Genomic DNA, 15,856 nt, shown 5'->3' with positions numbered 1-15,856 from the left:
TTGCCGTGCACCAGATTTCCTGCCTGCCCACCGCGCACGCCGCCACTGACGGCGTGCGCCCAGTGCCGTCAGCGATCGAGAATATTCAACGCGCCGTCCGTCGACATCAGGGACTCAACGCCATCCTTACGGACGACGATCATGTCCTCGACCTGCAAGCCCCAGCTGCCGAGCTCGTAATACGGTGTCTCGACGCACATCGTCATCCCCTCCTCGATGACAACCGTGCTCGACGGCGTCAGGTTCGGCACGTCGTACCCGTCGATGCCGATGCCATGCCCGACGTGGCTGCGCTTGTAGTGTGGAATCCCTTCACGCTGAACCGCCTTGACCGCGGCATCGAATACGTCGGACGTCTTCACGCCCGGACGGATCATTTCGAGCGCCGTGAGAACGCCGACATGCAGCGCACGATGGTATCGACGAACGCGCTCCGTGGGCTCGCCGAGCACCGCAATGCGCGAAATGTCCGCGCGGTAATGACGGTAGCGGCCGCCCACGTCGAAGCGAATCACGTCGCCCTGCTCGAGCTTCCGGTCGCCGGGCTCGACGTTCGGCATCGCGGAGCGCGGGCCGGAGCCGATACACCCCAGCACTGGATAGCCGCCTTCCCGCGCAGTGCGTTCATGAAACGCCAGCCCCATTTCACGTTCGCTGACACCGGGCCGGGCGATTTCCAGCGCGGATGCAATCGATTGCTCCGCGATATGTGCAGCACGCCGCAGACGGTTGACTTCCTCCGGCGTCTTGACCGCGCGAACCGTACGGAAGATTTCGAGTGCCGGCTTCACCTTTGCGTTCGGCAGGCGGGTCTGGATCTCCTCGAAATTTCCCGGCATGAGGCCCAGCTCGTCGAGTCCGATCACGCCACCGCTCAGGCCACAATCGTTAATGGCCGCGCACAGCGCATTGATCGCCGTTCCGTGGTCAGGCAGGTTATACAGTTCGAGCTGACGCTGGTCGAGCGCATTCAACGTCGCGCCGCTCGTCTGTTCGACCGAGAAGAACCCATATCGGTACACCTTCGAAATCCATACGTCCTCCTGGTCAGCCAACTGGTCGAGCAGGCTAGTCGTCGCGATGATCGCTGGCTCCCCGCGGCCGGGCGCCGGAATCAGCACGTACGACTGCGGGCCGCGACGAATCCATTGCGAGAGCGCCCAGTACCCGCTGGAGTAAGTGACGTTCTCCGGCAATGTCGCGACAATGGCATCCAGCCCATTGCGCGCCATCATTTCATTGAGTCTTTCGAGATTCAGCAACATGTCTGCAACGTCCTATGTTCGAAGAAAAAACCTGCCCCAGCGCCGTCAAACGCGCATTGCCGAGGCACCGCATACGCATACGTCCGATACCGTCGCGTGGTGAGTCACCAGCCGGCGCATCGCACACCACGAGCGAACCATTCCAGTCGCTTATCGCTGGATCCAAGCATTCCAGCGTTCGAGCAAGCGGTCCCGGTTTGCATTGATCCAGCCCACGTTCGGACTGATGAGCCGCGCGCGAAGCGCGTCGGTGGTAGGCAGCCCCTTCTGCGTGTCGGGCGACATCAGCTTCATCGCGTCGGTGCTGACCGGCACGCAGCCGAGGTTCTCGCAGTGCTTCGCCTGGGCAGCCGGCGAAGCAGCGAAGAAGGCCAGCAGCTTTTCGGCCGCGGCCTTATGCGGCGCACCCTTTGGGATCATGGCCCGGTCAGAGATCATGATTGCCCCGTCGAACGACGACTTGATATTCCGGCCTTCCTTCTGGAGCACGCTTGCGCGTGTCTTCCAGATCATGCCGGCGGTGTACTGGCCGCTCCGGTACCCCTGAATGCTTTGATCGCCGGTCTTCCACCACATCGATACCTGCGGCCTGATCTGGTCGAGCTTGCGCAGCGCCCGATCGACGTCGAGCGGAAAGAGCTGGCTCGCCGGCACGCCGTCGGCCATCAATGCGACTGCCATCACGCGCCATGGATCGTTGAAATCGGGCAACGCGCGTCCGCCCGGAAAGCGTTTCGTGTCCCAGAATTCCTTCCAGTTCGTCGGCCCGCCCTTCGGAAACTGGTCGCCGTTGTAGGCGAGATAAGTCACGCCGTAGTCGAGGTCGAGGCCGGCCGAATCGCAGGCACCGGAGAGCAACCCCTTTCCGGCGACCTTCTGGCAAAAGCCGCTCATGTCTTCCGTAATCGCCTTCACGGGATCCGCGTGAGCTTCGATATCGCCGAGAGTCACCACATCCCAGTTCACCGAGCGCGACTGCGCCATCGCGCGCAATCGCGCGATCTGCTCCTGTGCCGTTGCGGTAACGACGTTGACTTGAATACCTGTCGCTTTGGTGAACGGCTCGAACAGGCTGGTGCGCAGGCTCTGCTGATACGAACCGCCCTCCAGCGCGACCGTGACCGATTCCTCCGCGCGACTCGTCATTGCACAACACAGGGTGAATCCGCCGATGGCCAGCAGGCCAGCAAGTTGCTTGATCGATTTCACGTCAGTCTCCTAGATCTGGTTTTTTCGTGATTTACCGCTTGTACGCCGTTCCAGCATGCGAATCCCGGTCATCAGCGCCAACGACAGGACGATCGTCATCGTTGCCACAGCTGCAATGATCGGCGTGAGGTTGTAGTCGATGTCCTCGAAGAATTTCCGCGTAATGGTCTTCCCGCCGGTGTCGGACAAGAAAAACGAGACGGTCGCTTCATCGAAAGAGGCGAGAAAGGCAAACACGCCACCGGCCGCGATGCCCGGCACGATGTCGGGAAGCACGACCGTAAAGAAGGCCGTCAGTCGTGTCGCGCCACAATTCAACGCGGCACGCTCCAGCACCGGGTCGAAGCTCTTCAATGCCGCGGAGACTGTGATGACGACGTACGGCACCGCCAACACCGTATGCGCGATCAGGAACCCGCCGAAATTCCCGATCAATCCAAGAGATGCAAAAAACAGGTACAGCGCGATTGCGATGACGATGTGCGGCACGACCAGCGGACTCAGCGCGACGGCCTGTACTGCCGCCTTGCCGGGAAACGCGCCTCGGACCAACGCGATCGACGCCATGGTGCCAATGACCGTCGCGGAGATCGTCGTCCCGAACGCAATCTTCAGGCTGAACCATGTTGCCGACATCCAGTCGACGTCGCCGAAATACTGCGCGTACCATTTCAGCGAGAGCACGTGCGGCGGGAACTGGATGTAGGCCGCATCGCCGAACGACATCATCACGATGATCAGAATCGGGCCGATCAAGAACAGCAGCACCAGAAGCGCCACACCGACGAGCGCCAACTTCCCGACCGACAGCGGAAACCGGGTCTGGCCGACCGGTGGCGAAGACAAACCGAGCGAAGGAGTATTCATATTACAAACGCCCCGAGAGCGACATGAAGCGCCGGAAGACCACTGTTACAGCAACGGTCGCCGATAGCAGGAGTGTGGAAAGCGCTGCCGCAAATGGCCAGTTGAACGTCTGCGTGACCTGCTGGCCAATCAGTGTGGCGATCAGCAGTGTGCTCGGGCCACCGACAAGCGCTGGCGTCACGTAGAAACCCAGTGCTAGCACGAAAACGATCAGCGATCCTGCATAAACGCCGGGCATGCTGAGCGGCAGCGTCACAGTGACGAACGTCCGGACCGAACTTGCACCCAGGTTTGCGGAAGCCCGTGGCAAATCCATGGGAATGGCCTTCAGCGCGCCATATACCGGCAATATCATGTACGGCAGAAGGACATGCACCATGGCCATGACCACGGCCCCCTGGTTGTAGATCAGCTTGAGCGGGCTATCGATCACGCCGGCACCGAGCAGCACGTCGTTCACGATGCCGTTGCGCTGAAGCAGCACGATCCACGCGTACGACCGCACCAGCACACTCGTCCACATCGGGATGAGGATGCACACGGTCATGAGGAAGGCGGTCCTGCCCTTGACGCGCGTCAGCAGCGATGCAACGGGGTAGCCAAGGACGCACGTGATGCCGGCGACAGCGAGCGCGATGGCGAATGTCCTGGCAAACACCCGCACGTAAAGCGCTGACGCGACATGCTCGTAATGCTCGAAGGTCAAGCCCGTCGAAAACACGCTCGTCAGGAGCAGCTTTCCGACCGGATAGACGAACGCAACGATCAGCAGCACGAGGAACGGCGACAGCAGCAGCAACGATGACAACGCCCCGTAGCTGTCCCCGGACGGAGCGCCGGGACGCGTGGACGGCCTGGTCGACGTGCTCATCTCAACCTCCCCGGAACACGTGCAGCGCCGCCGGCTCGAACGTGATGTCGACAGCCTGGCGCTCCTCGATATCACCGTCGCCAGAATCACCGGACTGACTCTGAACATGCAGCATGGTCCCGTCCGCGAGACGCACGACGTACCACTGGAATGCGCCCACGTACGCACGCGCCTCGACGACGCCGCCGATGCTGCTCCCGGCGGCCCGATTCGCCTGACCGATCCGCACCCGCTCCGGCCGGATGGCCAGATCCAGCGTGTCGCCCGCCACCGGAGAAATACCGCCACGCACTTGATGCCGCGGCAATCTGACCAGTACGTCGCCGACTACCCGCACGGTCACGCTCTCGTCGTCGATCGCCACGCAATGGGATGGAATGAAGTTCATTTTCCCGATGAAGTCGGCGACGAACGAAGTTGCCGGTCGCTCATAAAGGTCGAACGCCGTTCCCACCTGCTGAATGCGCCCGTTGCCCATGACTGCGATCCGGTCGGACATGGTCAGCGCTTCCTCCTGATCGTGCGTCACATAGACAACCGTCACGCCGAGCCGTTGCTGCAGTTGCTTGATCTCGATCTGCATGCGCTCGCGCATCTTCTTGTCGAGTGCGCTCAGTGGTTCATCCATCAGCAGCACCGGCGGCTCGAAAACCAGCGCGCGCGCAACGGCCACGCGCTGCTGTTGCCCGCCGGACAACTGGCTCGGCATGCGATCGCCGAATCCGTTGAGCTGCACCATTGACAGTGCCCGCTCGACGCGCTCGGGAATCTCGGCCTTCGGCACCTTTCGCATCCGCAGCGGATACGCAATGTTCTGATGCACGGTCATGTGCGGAAACAGCGCGTATCGCTGAAATACCATGCCGATATTTCGCTTGTTGGGCGCCATGCGGGTGATATCGGTCGTACCGAGCGTCAGGCGCCCTTCGCTCGGGAGTTCGAAGCCCGCCAGCATCATGAGCAGCGTGGTCTTGCCCGATCCGGACGGCCCCAGGAGTGACAGGAACTCCCCGGCGCGAATATCCAGATCGATCCCGCTGACGGCCGTTGTCGCACCGTATTGCTTTGCAATATTCTCGATCCGGATCGGTGCGCCATCGATCGCAACGCCAATCCTGGAAGGCCGCGAAACGTCGCGGGCAGCACCCGCCCGCCCGGACTGCGCCTGATCGGAGACGGCCAGTGCGACCACAGGTTGCTTTGTGTTCATGCTGGTACCCGCATAGTGGTGGCGTCAACGGCGACCGGGTCGCGGTAGCCGGCACTCGTGCCGATCATGACGACCCGGTCGGTCCTGGCCAGATGCCCCTGTGCCAACAGGCGAGGGATGGCCGCATAGGGAGCGGCAGCGCACAGCTCCAGATAGATGCCGGATTGTTGTGCCAGCACGTGCTGCGCAACGTCCGCCATGTCATCGGATATGACGAGCGCGGTTCCGCCGGTATCGACCACGGCGCGCAACGACTGGTCCGTCGCGGTCGTACCGGCAATCGACGCCTGCCGTGTCGACCCCGGAAACTGATCCGTGATGTCGGCCTGGAGATCAAGCACTTTCGAGATCCGCGGGAACGGCTCGACAGCAATCAGTTTAGGCAACGGATGGTGCCACTGCCCGCGTTTTGCGAGCATCGCGAAGCCTGCCGCGATCCCCCAGATGATGTCGCCTCGCGCAGTGGGCACGATCACCGCGTCGAGGCCTTCGCTGCATTCGGCGGCCAGTTCGAAGGCGACGGTCTTGTACCCCTCCACACCCCATGCGCAGCTACCAACCGGCGGCAGCAGATAGTTTGTCAGCGGGAACCATCCCTCGTTCTTCACCGCTTCTTCCATCACGCGCCAGCGATCGAGGCTGTTCTCCGCGACGACGACGTCCGCGCCGTAGGTCGCAAGCGCGCGGCGAACGGGCTTGGGCAGGCTCGCGGTCACGATCACCCGCGATGCGAGGCCCGCTTTGGCGGCGTAGCAGGCAATCGAGACACCGGCATTGCCCGAACTCGCGCAGACGATGCCGCTGGCCCCAACCTCCACGGCTCGGGCCGCGGCCAGCGGGCTCATGCGGTCCTTGTGGCTGCCGGTCGGATTCATCCATTCGGCCTTGATCCACAACTTGCCCAAGTCGCTCGATTCGAGTTCGATGAGCGGCGTACCGCCCTCACCCAGCGATGGCCAGTCGAGATACGGAAGATAGGCTCCCCAACGCGACATGTCGCTACCCGCTGGCGGCAGCGTGTCGTCTTGCTCGTTCCGCTCCGCATAAACCGCCGCGACGCTGGTCGGCCGCCCGGCCGCGCGGCCTTCAGGACAGCCGCCGGGATAATCGCCGACCGGCAGCAGCGCGCCGCCGGCCAGTGACTGGAAACCCACCAGGTCGGGGTTTTGCCGATACACATTGGACATCAAAACGTCTCCTCCAGATTTCGCGTTCGTAACCCTCATGCCGAGCGGCGACGAGGGCGTGCTCTCAGGGCTCCATTCCCTCACAGCCGTGCTATGCTGTCCAATGCATCCAAAATTGAGTTCCATGCTTTGAGGTAATGTCTATGGAAGCGCGACAGATTGAAGCGTTTCGGGCCGCGGCGATACATGGCGGCTTCACCCGCGGCGCGGAAGCGTTGGGCATCACGCAACCTGCGTTGACCCGATCGATCGCGCGTCTGGAGGCCGATATCGGGTTTCCGTTGTTCGAGCGCGGCCACGGACCGGCGCGCCTGACACCGGAAGGGGCAACGTTTCTTCAGGAGGTCGAGCGGAGATTCGTCGCGGTCGAGCAGTTGCGCCGCATTGCGCAGGACATCCGCAACTTCGGGACCGGAAGGCTGCGCATCACCTGCATGCAGGTCTTTGCGAACGGGGTAGTTCCGGCTGCCCTGCAACGCTTCCGGGAGTCATTCCCCGAGGTGACGATTTCGCTCCAGATACGACCATCCGCAACCGTATACGAATGGGTCGCAAGCGGACGCTGCGATATCGGGATCGCAGGCCCGAAGAGTGGTTTTCTTGGTGTCGAGGAAGAACTGTTCTTGACGCTGGCCGGCGTCGTGGCGGCACCTGCCGATCACAAGTTCGCGCGATTGAAGCGTCCGCTAGAGCCGGCAGACCTCGATGGAGAGCCGTTCCTTGCGCTGGCCCTGGAAGATGGCACCCGTCACAAAATCGATCAGATATGTGCCGAATCGCACGTCCATCCCGCCATTCAGATCGAGACGCAGTACGCCGAAACGCTTTGCGCGCTGGTCGCGAAAGGATTGGGCGTGGCCATCGTCAATCCCGTCATCGCCGCCGAGGTCGCGCACCTTCCCATCGTCATGCGCCGTTTCCAGCCACACGTACGGTTCGAAAGCCGTCTTCTGTGGCCATCGGCTCACCCTCGCACTAGGGTCGCCGAGGCGTTTGTCGCATGCATGCGTGAAGAGGCAATGCGCAGCATCCGTGCATTGCCGTATGCAGACGAGTTGATTTGAGTATTTCGCAAGACCGCACGCCGGCGATGCATTCGCCTGAGCGGACAATAAGCAAAGCAGCGTTGTGACCATATAGCCGAATCCGGCTTGACCCACATCGTGGCCACAGCTCGTTCGACTTGCCGCTCCTCTTGCTGAGCATCGTGGTCGACAACCCCATTTCGTCAACCAGGCGGAGCGCCTAACGACTGGGTGAACCGGCCCCCCCGGTCGAGGGACTACTCATCTCCGATACACCGGTTCAGAGGATGCCTTCCGCTTCGCTGGGGAATGGCAGACACTAACTCATTGTTTTGTTCGAGTAATTATTTGGGGCCGCAAGAAAAAGCCTTGCCAGGCTTAAAGGCCTCTAACCGGAAAAGAGCGTAGAAATCAAAGGCACCCCCATTACCGTTGCGACGATGTCGCTTTGCCGATGCCAGCGCTTCCCAAGCCGTTTTCCCGCGGCTTGCGCGTCAGCCGGAATACGACATAGCCCACCCCAAGCGCGGCAACGAACAAACCCGCCAGCACCGGATAGAACCAGACCATGCTGGCGAGCGCCACGATGATGCCGAGCAGCGCGAAAGCCGGGACGAAGGGATAACCAGGTGCCCGGAAGGGCCGTTGCATGGCCGGCTCACTCACACGGAGCCTGAACAGGGCGAGCATGCTGATCCCATACATGGTCATCATCCCGAGGACCGAAATCACCGCGATGTCGAACATGACCTCACTTGCGCCGCCTTTCGCAACCCAACTCACAATGTAAATCGTCGCAATTCCCACCACGCCGCCCGACAGAATGGCCCAGTGCGGCGTCTTGAATGCCGGATTTACATTCGCGAGAAACCGAGGCAGATAGCCTTCCCGGGCTTGAGCAAAGATCTGACGCGAGTAGCCGAGAATGATCCCGTGAAACGACGCAACAAGACCACCGAGGCCCAGCCACACCATCATGTGCAGCCAGCCACTGTTTTCGCCCACCACGATCTTCATCGCCTCCGGCAGTGGCGCATCCTTGTTCGCAATCTGTCGCCAGTCACCGGTGCCGCCCGCGAAAATCATCACCCCGAACGCCAGCAACACCAACGTAACGATCGAACCGATGTACGCCCGCGGAATCGATCGCCGCGGATTTCTCGCCTCTTCCGCTGCCATCGCAACGCCATCGATGCAGCCGAAGAACCAGACAGCGAACGGAATGGCGGCAAACATACCAGGAACCGCCAATGCGCTAAAGCTGTCGTGACCGCTCCAACCATGCGCAACGAAGTTCGATACGTGGAACCCAGGCGATACCACTCCCATAAAGACGAGCAGCTCGAAAATCGCGAAAGCAGTCACCACCAGCTCGAATGCCGCAGCAATCTGAATACCGACGATGTTCAGCAACATGAAGACCGCATAGGCACCCAGGGCTGCCGTCTTCGGGTCAAGCCCCTTGAACTGAAATGACAGGTAGCCGCCAATGGCCAGCGCAATCGTCGGTGGCGTGAACACGTACTGAATCAGCGTTGCGGCACCGGCCAAATAACCGCCAGTCTCGCCGAATGCTCGGCGCGCATACGCGAACGGCCCGCCAGCATGCGGAATCGCGGTGCTCAGTTCCGTGAAGCTGAAGATGAATGCCATGAACATCGCGGCAATAAAAGCCGTCGTAACCAGGAATCCCAGCGTTCCGGCCTGCGCCCATCCAAGGCTCCAGCCGAAATACTCTCCGGAAATCACCAGCCCGACGGCAATCGACCACAAATGCCAAGTCCCGAGGGTCTGCTTGAGCTCGTAGTGTTGTCCCGCGCTTTGTTGCGAATCTTGCTTACTCATTGCTGTCTCCCGACAACCCAGCGTACCGTTCGTTTCCACGTACACGAGGCGTGTCAATGTCACACATCGTTATCTAACGAATATCTATTCGTACTACTATTTTCTAACAAAACTTGCATCCGCTTTTGCGGCCGCGCTAGCAACTTCATCCTTCGGTCCTGCAATCAATCCGCATCAATGCCAGCCTTGCGCGCGCCGGACGGCGTCGGCAAAGCTGCCCTTCCAGCGGGCGATCATCTCCCGCTGTTGCCGCGGCTTAAAGACCGTCGAGGCATTCCTGTATTCGGGAAGCGTGGCGTCGAGGCCGAGTGCCGCGAGTGCCGCGCAACCGAATGCGGTGAGTTCGTGGAACCGTTGGGTGACGATGGTGCGCTCGAGTACATCTGCCAGGAACTGAACGAAATAGACATTCCTTGCCAATCCTCCATCCACGGAAAGGCGCTCGGTCACAGCGACTCGCCCGCTCATCGCGGCGATGACTTCCTCGGTGCAGAAGGCGATGCCTTCAAGCAGCGACTGGCAAAGGTCGCTTTTCGAACTGGATGCACGCATCCCGACCCAAAGCGCACCCGCCTTGCGGTCCCAGTGCGGACAAGCGAGACCGGAGAGTGCCGGCACGAATGCCAGACCATTCGAAATGGCTGGCGGACTTTCGAAGGTTGCAATCTCCGAGAGATCGTTGAACAACCCAAGGCGCCCTGCCCATTCCACGGCGGCGCTCGCGTCATAAACGCCGCCGTCGAGCGCGTATGTGATGTCGTCGCCGATACGCCAAGCGACGGTCGGCAGAAGCCCTTGCCCGGGCGCACGCACGATTTGCGAGCCGGTCAGCGCGAGCGCGAATGCGCCCGTACCGAACGTGATTTTGGCGTCGCCAGTCTTCCGGCAACCATGTCCATAGAGTGCGGCCTGCTGATCGACGATGGAAGCCGTGACCGGCACCCGGCCCACGTTGCCGAAATGGCCCACCGTCGGCCGGATTTCCGGCAGGCACTCCAGCGGCACGCCGAACAGCTCGCAGAGGTCTGAATCCCACTCGCCAGTCTCGAGGTTCATCAACGACGTACGCGATGCAGTCGTCGTGTCCGTCGCGAAATGCCCGGTAAGCCGGTCCAGAAAATAAGCGTCTGTCGTACCCAGGCGCAACGTGCCAGCACGCAGCGCAGCGCCAACTCGGTCGTTATGCTTTACAAGCCATGCCAGCTTTGATGCCGAGAAATACGGATCAAGCGGCAGCCCGGCACGCGCGACAGTCAGCTCTTCGGCGCCAGACTCGCGCAGTGCCTTCAGCCAGTCCGCCGTCCGGTTGTCCTGCCACACGATAACCGGCGACAGCGCCTCGCCACTGACCGCATCCCACGCGAGACAGCTCTCGCCCTGGTTGTCGATGCCGATGGCGTCCACCGTCCCCGCCGCTTCAATGCAAGTGTTCAGGCTGGAAAGAAGTTCTTCAGGAGAATGCTCGACCCAACCCGATCGCGGATGATGCTGGCGATGCCGCACGGAATGAACGATGTCGGCATTGCCGTGGCTATCGGCGACCAGAACCCGGGTGCTGGTTGTGCCTTGATCAATTGCTGCGATACGCATGGCGCGCTCCTGTGTGCCAGCTGTTATTGCGCTTTCGCCCGCACGGCAATGCGAAGCGTATCGGTATGTTTCGGGACGTCGAGCTGATTCAGCGGAATCAGGAAGCGACGTTCCGGCAGCAATGCAATGTCCTTCTTCCAGAGCACTTGCTCGCCGGCAGTGATGCTCAACGTGCCCTCCGTTGCTCGGTCCACACGAACCTGAAGATGCTCGAGGCCGTTCGTCGACATCGGAAGCACCAGACGCTGCGGCATCACCAGCTTGATTCCGTCGGATCTTTCGATGATCGTCGTGGCCGTGGCGCCTGGAATTCGGTGCGCCAGGTCGTCTGCCACGATGTTGCCGATCCGGCGCCCCTCGCGGAATGACCAGCCGGCCGTTTCAAGCGGACGCAGAACATTGCCGGCCGCATAATACCTGGCATCGGAACACCGTCCAAACTGGTCGACCTGAGGGCCTTTCGTGCCCTGGTCAAGCAGTAGATGGCTACCCCGGACCAATGTAGCCTCGGGTGTGAAGCGGCCAGTGAACAGCACACCATCACACTCGACCTCATGGATTACGCCGGTCCGGCCGCGCAGGCGCACCCCTTCCACCCGTTTCGTTCCGCAAATCTCTTCGACATGCGTGCCATAGTGCATCGGGATACCGCAGAGCCGCGGGAACATCGCGAACGCGCGATAGGTCGTTGGGCGATCGTTCTCCTCGACGATACCCACCGGCTCGATTCCGGCCTTTCGGCAAGTCAGCACCGATGAGATCGACACGAGCTCCGTCCCGACGATGAGCGGGCGCTTGAACGGAATCAGGTTGCGCAGATAGACGAAGGCCTGCAACGCCCCCGTGTTGAAGACCCCGATAGGCCGGTCACCCGATACGAAACGCGCCGAGCGCGGCGTTTCACGTACACCCGTCGCAATGATGATGCGCCGGGCCTCAGCCGTGCCACGCCCCGCAGCATTGACGATTTGCAGGCGTGCGCCCTCTTCCATGCGCACGACCGTTGTGTTCGCATGGATCGCAACGCCATGCTCCTGCGCGTAGGCGGCAAGTCGACGCGCGTACGCCGGCCCCGTATAGACGCGACCGAACTCGCGCATGCCGAACGGTGGATGACCGCAGTGCCGCGGCACGCCGCCGACGACCGGTTCCCGCTCGATGATCGCCACGTGCGCGACGCCGCGCTTGCGAAGCTCGGCGGCTGCCGCAATGCCCGATGGTCCGCCACCGATGATGATGACGTCCGCTTCGATTGCGTTACGCATGACTCGCTCCTACTGCTAGCGGAAATTCGAATTTTCCTTCCGTAAGTTCAGCGACCCGCGCGCTGCAGTAAAAGCCCTGGCAACGTCCCATGCAAGCGCGCGTCCGCCTACGCAGGCCGCCGAAATCGCCCGCGGGAATCTCGCTCGCCAAGGCAGCCTCGATTTCCCGGCGGGTCACGAGTTCGCAATGGCAGACGATTTCGTTGTCCCCAGGCCGCTCCCAGTCGCGCTCGCGGTGCTCGGAGATATTCGGCATCTGCGGCCAAAGTATCCGTTGCCGCGCAACCAGCGAGCGGCCCGATTCGGCATACAGCTTCGCAGCGTGCTGGGCGAGTCCAAGAGCGGCGGTCAGGCCCGTCGAGCGAATACCACCGAGCGCGATGTAACCGCGCGCGGCGTCCTGATGGACACGGTATTCCTTCTTCTCTGTGGCTGGCCGCAAGCCGGCATAGATTGCATTGACCGGCACATTCGCGAGGGCGGGCACCAGCTCGGCGGCCTTGGCTGCCAGCGACTTGAGCGTGTCCTCGTCGACTCCGGCGTGGATTCGGTCCTGCTGCTCTTCGGCTGTCGGACCGACGAGCACGTTGCCGAATGCTGTGCGTACCACCACCACGCCCTTGGTTCGCTCGGTCGGAACGGGGAGCAGAATCGTACGGATGAATGACGCGGCGGATTTGTCGAAAACGACGAACTGACCCTTGCGCGGTCGAATTTCGAAGCCGGCCGTGCCGATGCACATCTCCTCGATACGGTCGCCGTAGATACCCGCGCAGTTGATGATGACACTCGCACGGAATTCGCCGCGGGTGGTCCCGATTTCCCACTCGTTGCCTAACCGATTCCCGGACTTGACTTCCGCACTGAACACGACGGACGCGCCGTTCTGGACAGCTTGCGTGAGGTAGCCGAGCGGTGCGCTCCACGGGTCGATGACGTGTTCACGCGGCACCAGCAGCCCTTCCTTTACATCCAGGTTGACGTGCGGCTCGCGTCGCAGGATTTCAGCTTGGGAAACACGGCGCACGTCATCGACGCCGTTCGCACGTGCCTGCGCTTCGATGCCGTCAAGCTTCGCCACCTCGTCCGCATTCCAGGCAGCGACGATCGCACCAGTCTCGAGAGTCGACAGGTTCATCCGCGGCGCGATCGCAACGTACTCTTCGTAGCCTGCCTGCATGCAGGCGACCTCGAGACTGCCTGTCGGTGCGTCGAAACCGGTGTGCAGAATCGCGCTATTGGCCTTGCTGGCCCCCGACAACAGGTCCGCGCCCTTCTCCAGGATCAGCACGCGCGCGCCGTCCAGCGCGAACCGACGCGCAACCGCGCAGCCCACGACCCCCGCGCCGATGATCGCAACGTCATACAGCCCCGCGTTCACATTCTTTTCCACCACACGCCTCTTTGCATACATCGTCATGACTGAACGGTAATTGCAAAATGCCCGAATAGTCAATAAGACAACGCATTTCTAGGGAAAGCACTCAGGCCAAAATGATCAATTCCTGCCCGCCTGCGGTAAGCTTGTGCTTAGACAGTCGTCATTCAGGCATTTTCAGTGCCTGTTTGAGGCCCGATTTGACCGAAGAACTTAGGACCCGAACTCAATGAAACCGTCGGAAAGACACGCAGCCATCCTTGCTTACGTCCGTAATTCGGGCAGAGTGACTGTGGATTTCCTCGCGGACACACTAGGCACGTCCCGCGAGACGATCCGGCGCGATTTGACCGAGCTATCCCTTCGCGGACAATTGCGGAAGTATCACGGAGGCGCCGAGCGGCTCGACCGACGTACCGAGGGCGCCTTCAATGCCCGATTGAGCGAGCAAGCCGACGAGAAGCGTGTGGTCGCACGGCTCGCCGCATCGCTTTTCGACAAGGACGACACGCTCTTCATTGATACGGGCACGACGACGCTTGCGTTCGCAGAAGAACTCGCGGCCAGGCCCAAGATGACGATCGTTACGAACTCGGTTTCGATTACCCAGACCCTAGCCCGCAGCAGCGAGCGCCATCGCGTGTTCATGATTGGCGGAGAATTCCTCGAGGAAGCTTCAGAGAATGTCGGCGCTCTCGCCGTCGAGCAGATCAAGCAGTTCACGGCACATGACGCCGTCATCACCGTAGGCGCCATCGATGCCACGGGCGCCATGGATTTCGAGCTGCGTGAGGCGGAAATTGCCCGCGCAATGGTTGCCCAAGCTCGGCGAATCACCGTCATCGCCGATGACACCAAGCTGAACCGGTCTGCACTCTTCCGGGTTTGCCAGCTCAGCGACATTCATCGGATCGTCTTGAACGCCTATCCGGACGCACAGCTGGCAGACGCGTTCCGTGCGGCCGGCGTCGAAATTGTGACTCCTGACACCGACGAGAAGGTCGCGTGACGCGGGAAAACCGGTCGTCGTCGCGACGCAAAGGCTCGAGTCGATGGTCGGTTTCGACCGCGACCTTCGTAGTCTGTTCTTCCGGTGACACCGCGGTCACCTCGAATCGCGACTGACACCGTCATAGGCAAGCAGCCGGTCGCCCACCGACGCGGCTGCCGGTGCCAACATGAATCAATGCTGGCTGTCGCGCAGCATTGCCTTTGCCTGTTCGACGGCGGACATTTCGCCCTCGATATACGTACAATCCAGCACCGCGTTGCCGACGGTGAACAAATCGGCACCGGCTTCGCGGATGGCGCGGACTCGTTCGGGCGTACCAATCGAACCCGAGACGATCAGGCCACCCGGCCTGATGACCTCGCGCGCGGCCGCGACGAGTTCGAGCGGCACCGCGTCCGCGGAGCGGAAGGCGAGCAGGTCGACGCCGGCGCAGCCCTTGTCCATGAAGCGCTTGCAGTCGTCGACGATTTCCTGCAGCGTGCCCTCGAGGCGCAAAGGATGGCCGAGCGGGCGACCTGCCGCCGGGAAAAGCTCAGTGTCCGTGCCGGCCAGGACAGCTCGAATCTCATCGATTTGCGTACCGCCCAGGAGACGCTTGACGCCCAGCTCCGCTGCCACTTCCACGGAACGAAGGCACGCTTCCAGCGTTGGGGACACCACTTCCATGTACGAAGTCGCGCCCGCCGCATGAATCGCCTTGACCAGCGCCTGAAGCGTTTCGCGTTCGACACCCACATCCTTGAACCCGAAATGCCGGACGCCGGTTTCACGAAACATCTCAAACAGGTCGAGACAGTTGGGAACGGTCGCATCATTGCGAGTGAAAAATAGCGCGAACTCCATTTCTGCTCCTTATCGATCATGTGTTGATGCCATCCGCAAGCCGGACGCGCGGGTGCATTATGCCCGAACAGGCATCATAATTACCATTCAGTATTTTATATGCCTGTTCGGGCGCGACTGGCCCGGAGCTGGCCAGACGGGCACGGCAATTCCGCGACCGGCCCGTTTGCCGGCTATGGTTAGGGTGGTATGGCCAAATCCGGCTATTTTTTGGTTCATCGCAGGAAACCGTGGAGGGTTTGGGAGCGATTGCGTAACCTGACGCCTGACTTTAAGGACGTCAGGAGAG

At 61.4% G+C, this 15,856-nt stretch carries 13 protein-coding genes; 2 read left to right on the top strand and 11 right to left on the bottom strand.

The window, feature by feature from the left end; translation table 11 throughout:
• Positions 1–68 precede the first annotated feature (68 nt).
• From DIE16_RS34170 to DIE16_RS34145, 6 genes are all read right to left on the bottom strand, one after another.
• Entirely contained in the window at positions 69–1,265 is a 1,197-nt protein-coding gene (locus tag DIE16_RS34170; protein WP_124894261.1) for a Xaa-Pro peptidase family protein, read from the bottom strand.
• A gap of 150 nt (positions 1,266–1,415) precedes the next feature.
• Positions 1,416–2,474, bottom strand: coding sequence for an ABC transporter substrate-binding protein (locus DIE16_RS34165; protein WP_124894260.1), 1,059 nt, complete (start codon positions 2,472–2,474; stop codon positions 1,416–1,418).
• Positions 2,475–2,483: 9 nt separating this feature from the next.
• The gene (locus DIE16_RS34160; protein WP_124894259.1) at positions 2,484–3,341 is read right to left on the bottom strand and encodes an ABC transporter permease; all 858 of its coding nucleotides are present in this window, start codon (positions 3,339–3,341) and stop codon (positions 2,484–2,486) included.
• Position 3,342: 1 nt separating this feature from the next.
• On the bottom strand, positions 3,343–4,212 hold the full coding sequence (locus DIE16_RS34155; RefSeq protein WP_124894258.1) for an ABC transporter permease: 870 nt from the start codon (positions 4,210–4,212) through the stop codon (positions 3,343–3,345).
• 1 nt (position 4,213) lies between these two features.
• Entirely contained in the window at positions 4,214–5,422 is a 1,209-nt protein-coding gene (locus DIE16_RS34150) for an ABC transporter ATP-binding protein (protein WP_185735547.1), read from the bottom strand.
• The gene (locus tag DIE16_RS34145; RefSeq protein WP_124632981.1) at positions 5,419–6,609 is read right to left on the bottom strand and encodes a pyridoxal-phosphate dependent enzyme; all 1,191 of its coding nucleotides are present in this window, start codon (positions 6,607–6,609) and stop codon (positions 5,419–5,421) included. The genes DIE16_RS34150 and DIE16_RS34145 overlap by 4 nt, the downstream gene beginning before the upstream one ends.
• A 143-nt stretch (positions 6,610–6,752) precedes the next feature.
• On the opposite strand from DIE16_RS34145, the gene DIE16_RS34140 reads away from it, so the two are divergent.
• Positions 6,753–7,673: a LysR substrate-binding domain-containing protein gene (locus DIE16_RS34140; RefSeq protein WP_185643684.1), complete on the top strand. Its 921-nt coding sequence runs from the start codon at positions 6,753–6,755 to the stop codon at positions 7,671–7,673.
• 387 nt (positions 7,674–8,060) lie between these two features.
• Here DIE16_RS34140 and eat read toward each other — a convergent pair whose 3' ends face one another.
• The 4 genes from eat to DIE16_RS34120 form a co-directional block, all read right to left on the bottom strand.
• Positions 8,061–9,479, bottom strand: coding sequence for an ethanolamine permease (gene eat, locus DIE16_RS34135; protein WP_124894257.1), 1,419 nt, complete (start codon positions 9,477–9,479; stop codon positions 8,061–8,063).
• Between the two features lie 174 nt (positions 9,480–9,653).
• Entirely contained in the window at positions 9,654–11,069 is a 1,416-nt protein-coding gene (locus DIE16_RS34130; RefSeq protein WP_124894256.1) for an FGGY family carbohydrate kinase, read from the bottom strand.
• A 23-nt stretch (positions 11,070–11,092) separates the two neighbouring features.
• Positions 11,093–12,334, bottom strand: a complete 1,242-nt coding sequence (locus DIE16_RS34125; protein ID WP_124894255.1) for an FAD/NAD(P)-binding oxidoreductase — start codon at positions 12,332–12,334, stop codon at positions 11,093–11,095.
• Complete coding sequence (locus DIE16_RS34120) at positions 12,327–13,754, bottom strand: NAD(P)/FAD-dependent oxidoreductase (protein WP_260434506.1); 1,428 nt, start codon at positions 13,752–13,754, stop codon at positions 12,327–12,329. Before DIE16_RS34120 ends, DIE16_RS34125 begins: the two co-directional genes overlap by 8 nt.
• A 187-nt stretch (positions 13,755–13,941) precedes the next feature.
• Here DIE16_RS34120 and DIE16_RS34115 point away from each other — a divergent pair, with 187 nt between their 5' ends.
• Complete coding sequence (locus tag DIE16_RS34115; protein WP_124894254.1) at positions 13,942–14,721, top strand: DeoR/GlpR family DNA-binding transcription regulator; 780 nt, start codon at positions 13,942–13,944, stop codon at positions 14,719–14,721.
• Between the two features lie 174 nt (positions 14,722–14,895).
• Here the strand turns inward: DIE16_RS34115 and DIE16_RS34110 are convergent, their stop codons facing one another.
• Positions 14,896–15,567, bottom strand: coding sequence for a hypothetical protein (locus DIE16_RS34110; protein WP_124894253.1), 672 nt, complete (start codon positions 15,565–15,567; stop codon positions 14,896–14,898).
• Positions 15,568–15,856: the final 289 nt, after the last annotated feature.

The organism is Burkholderia sp. Bp9090 (assembly GCF_003857985.1).
GTDB lineage: Bacteria > Pseudomonadota > Gammaproteobacteria > Burkholderiales > Burkholderiaceae > Burkholderia.
Note: the sequence above shows the minus strand (reverse complement) of the source record. Positions and strands in the feature narration are given on the sequence as shown.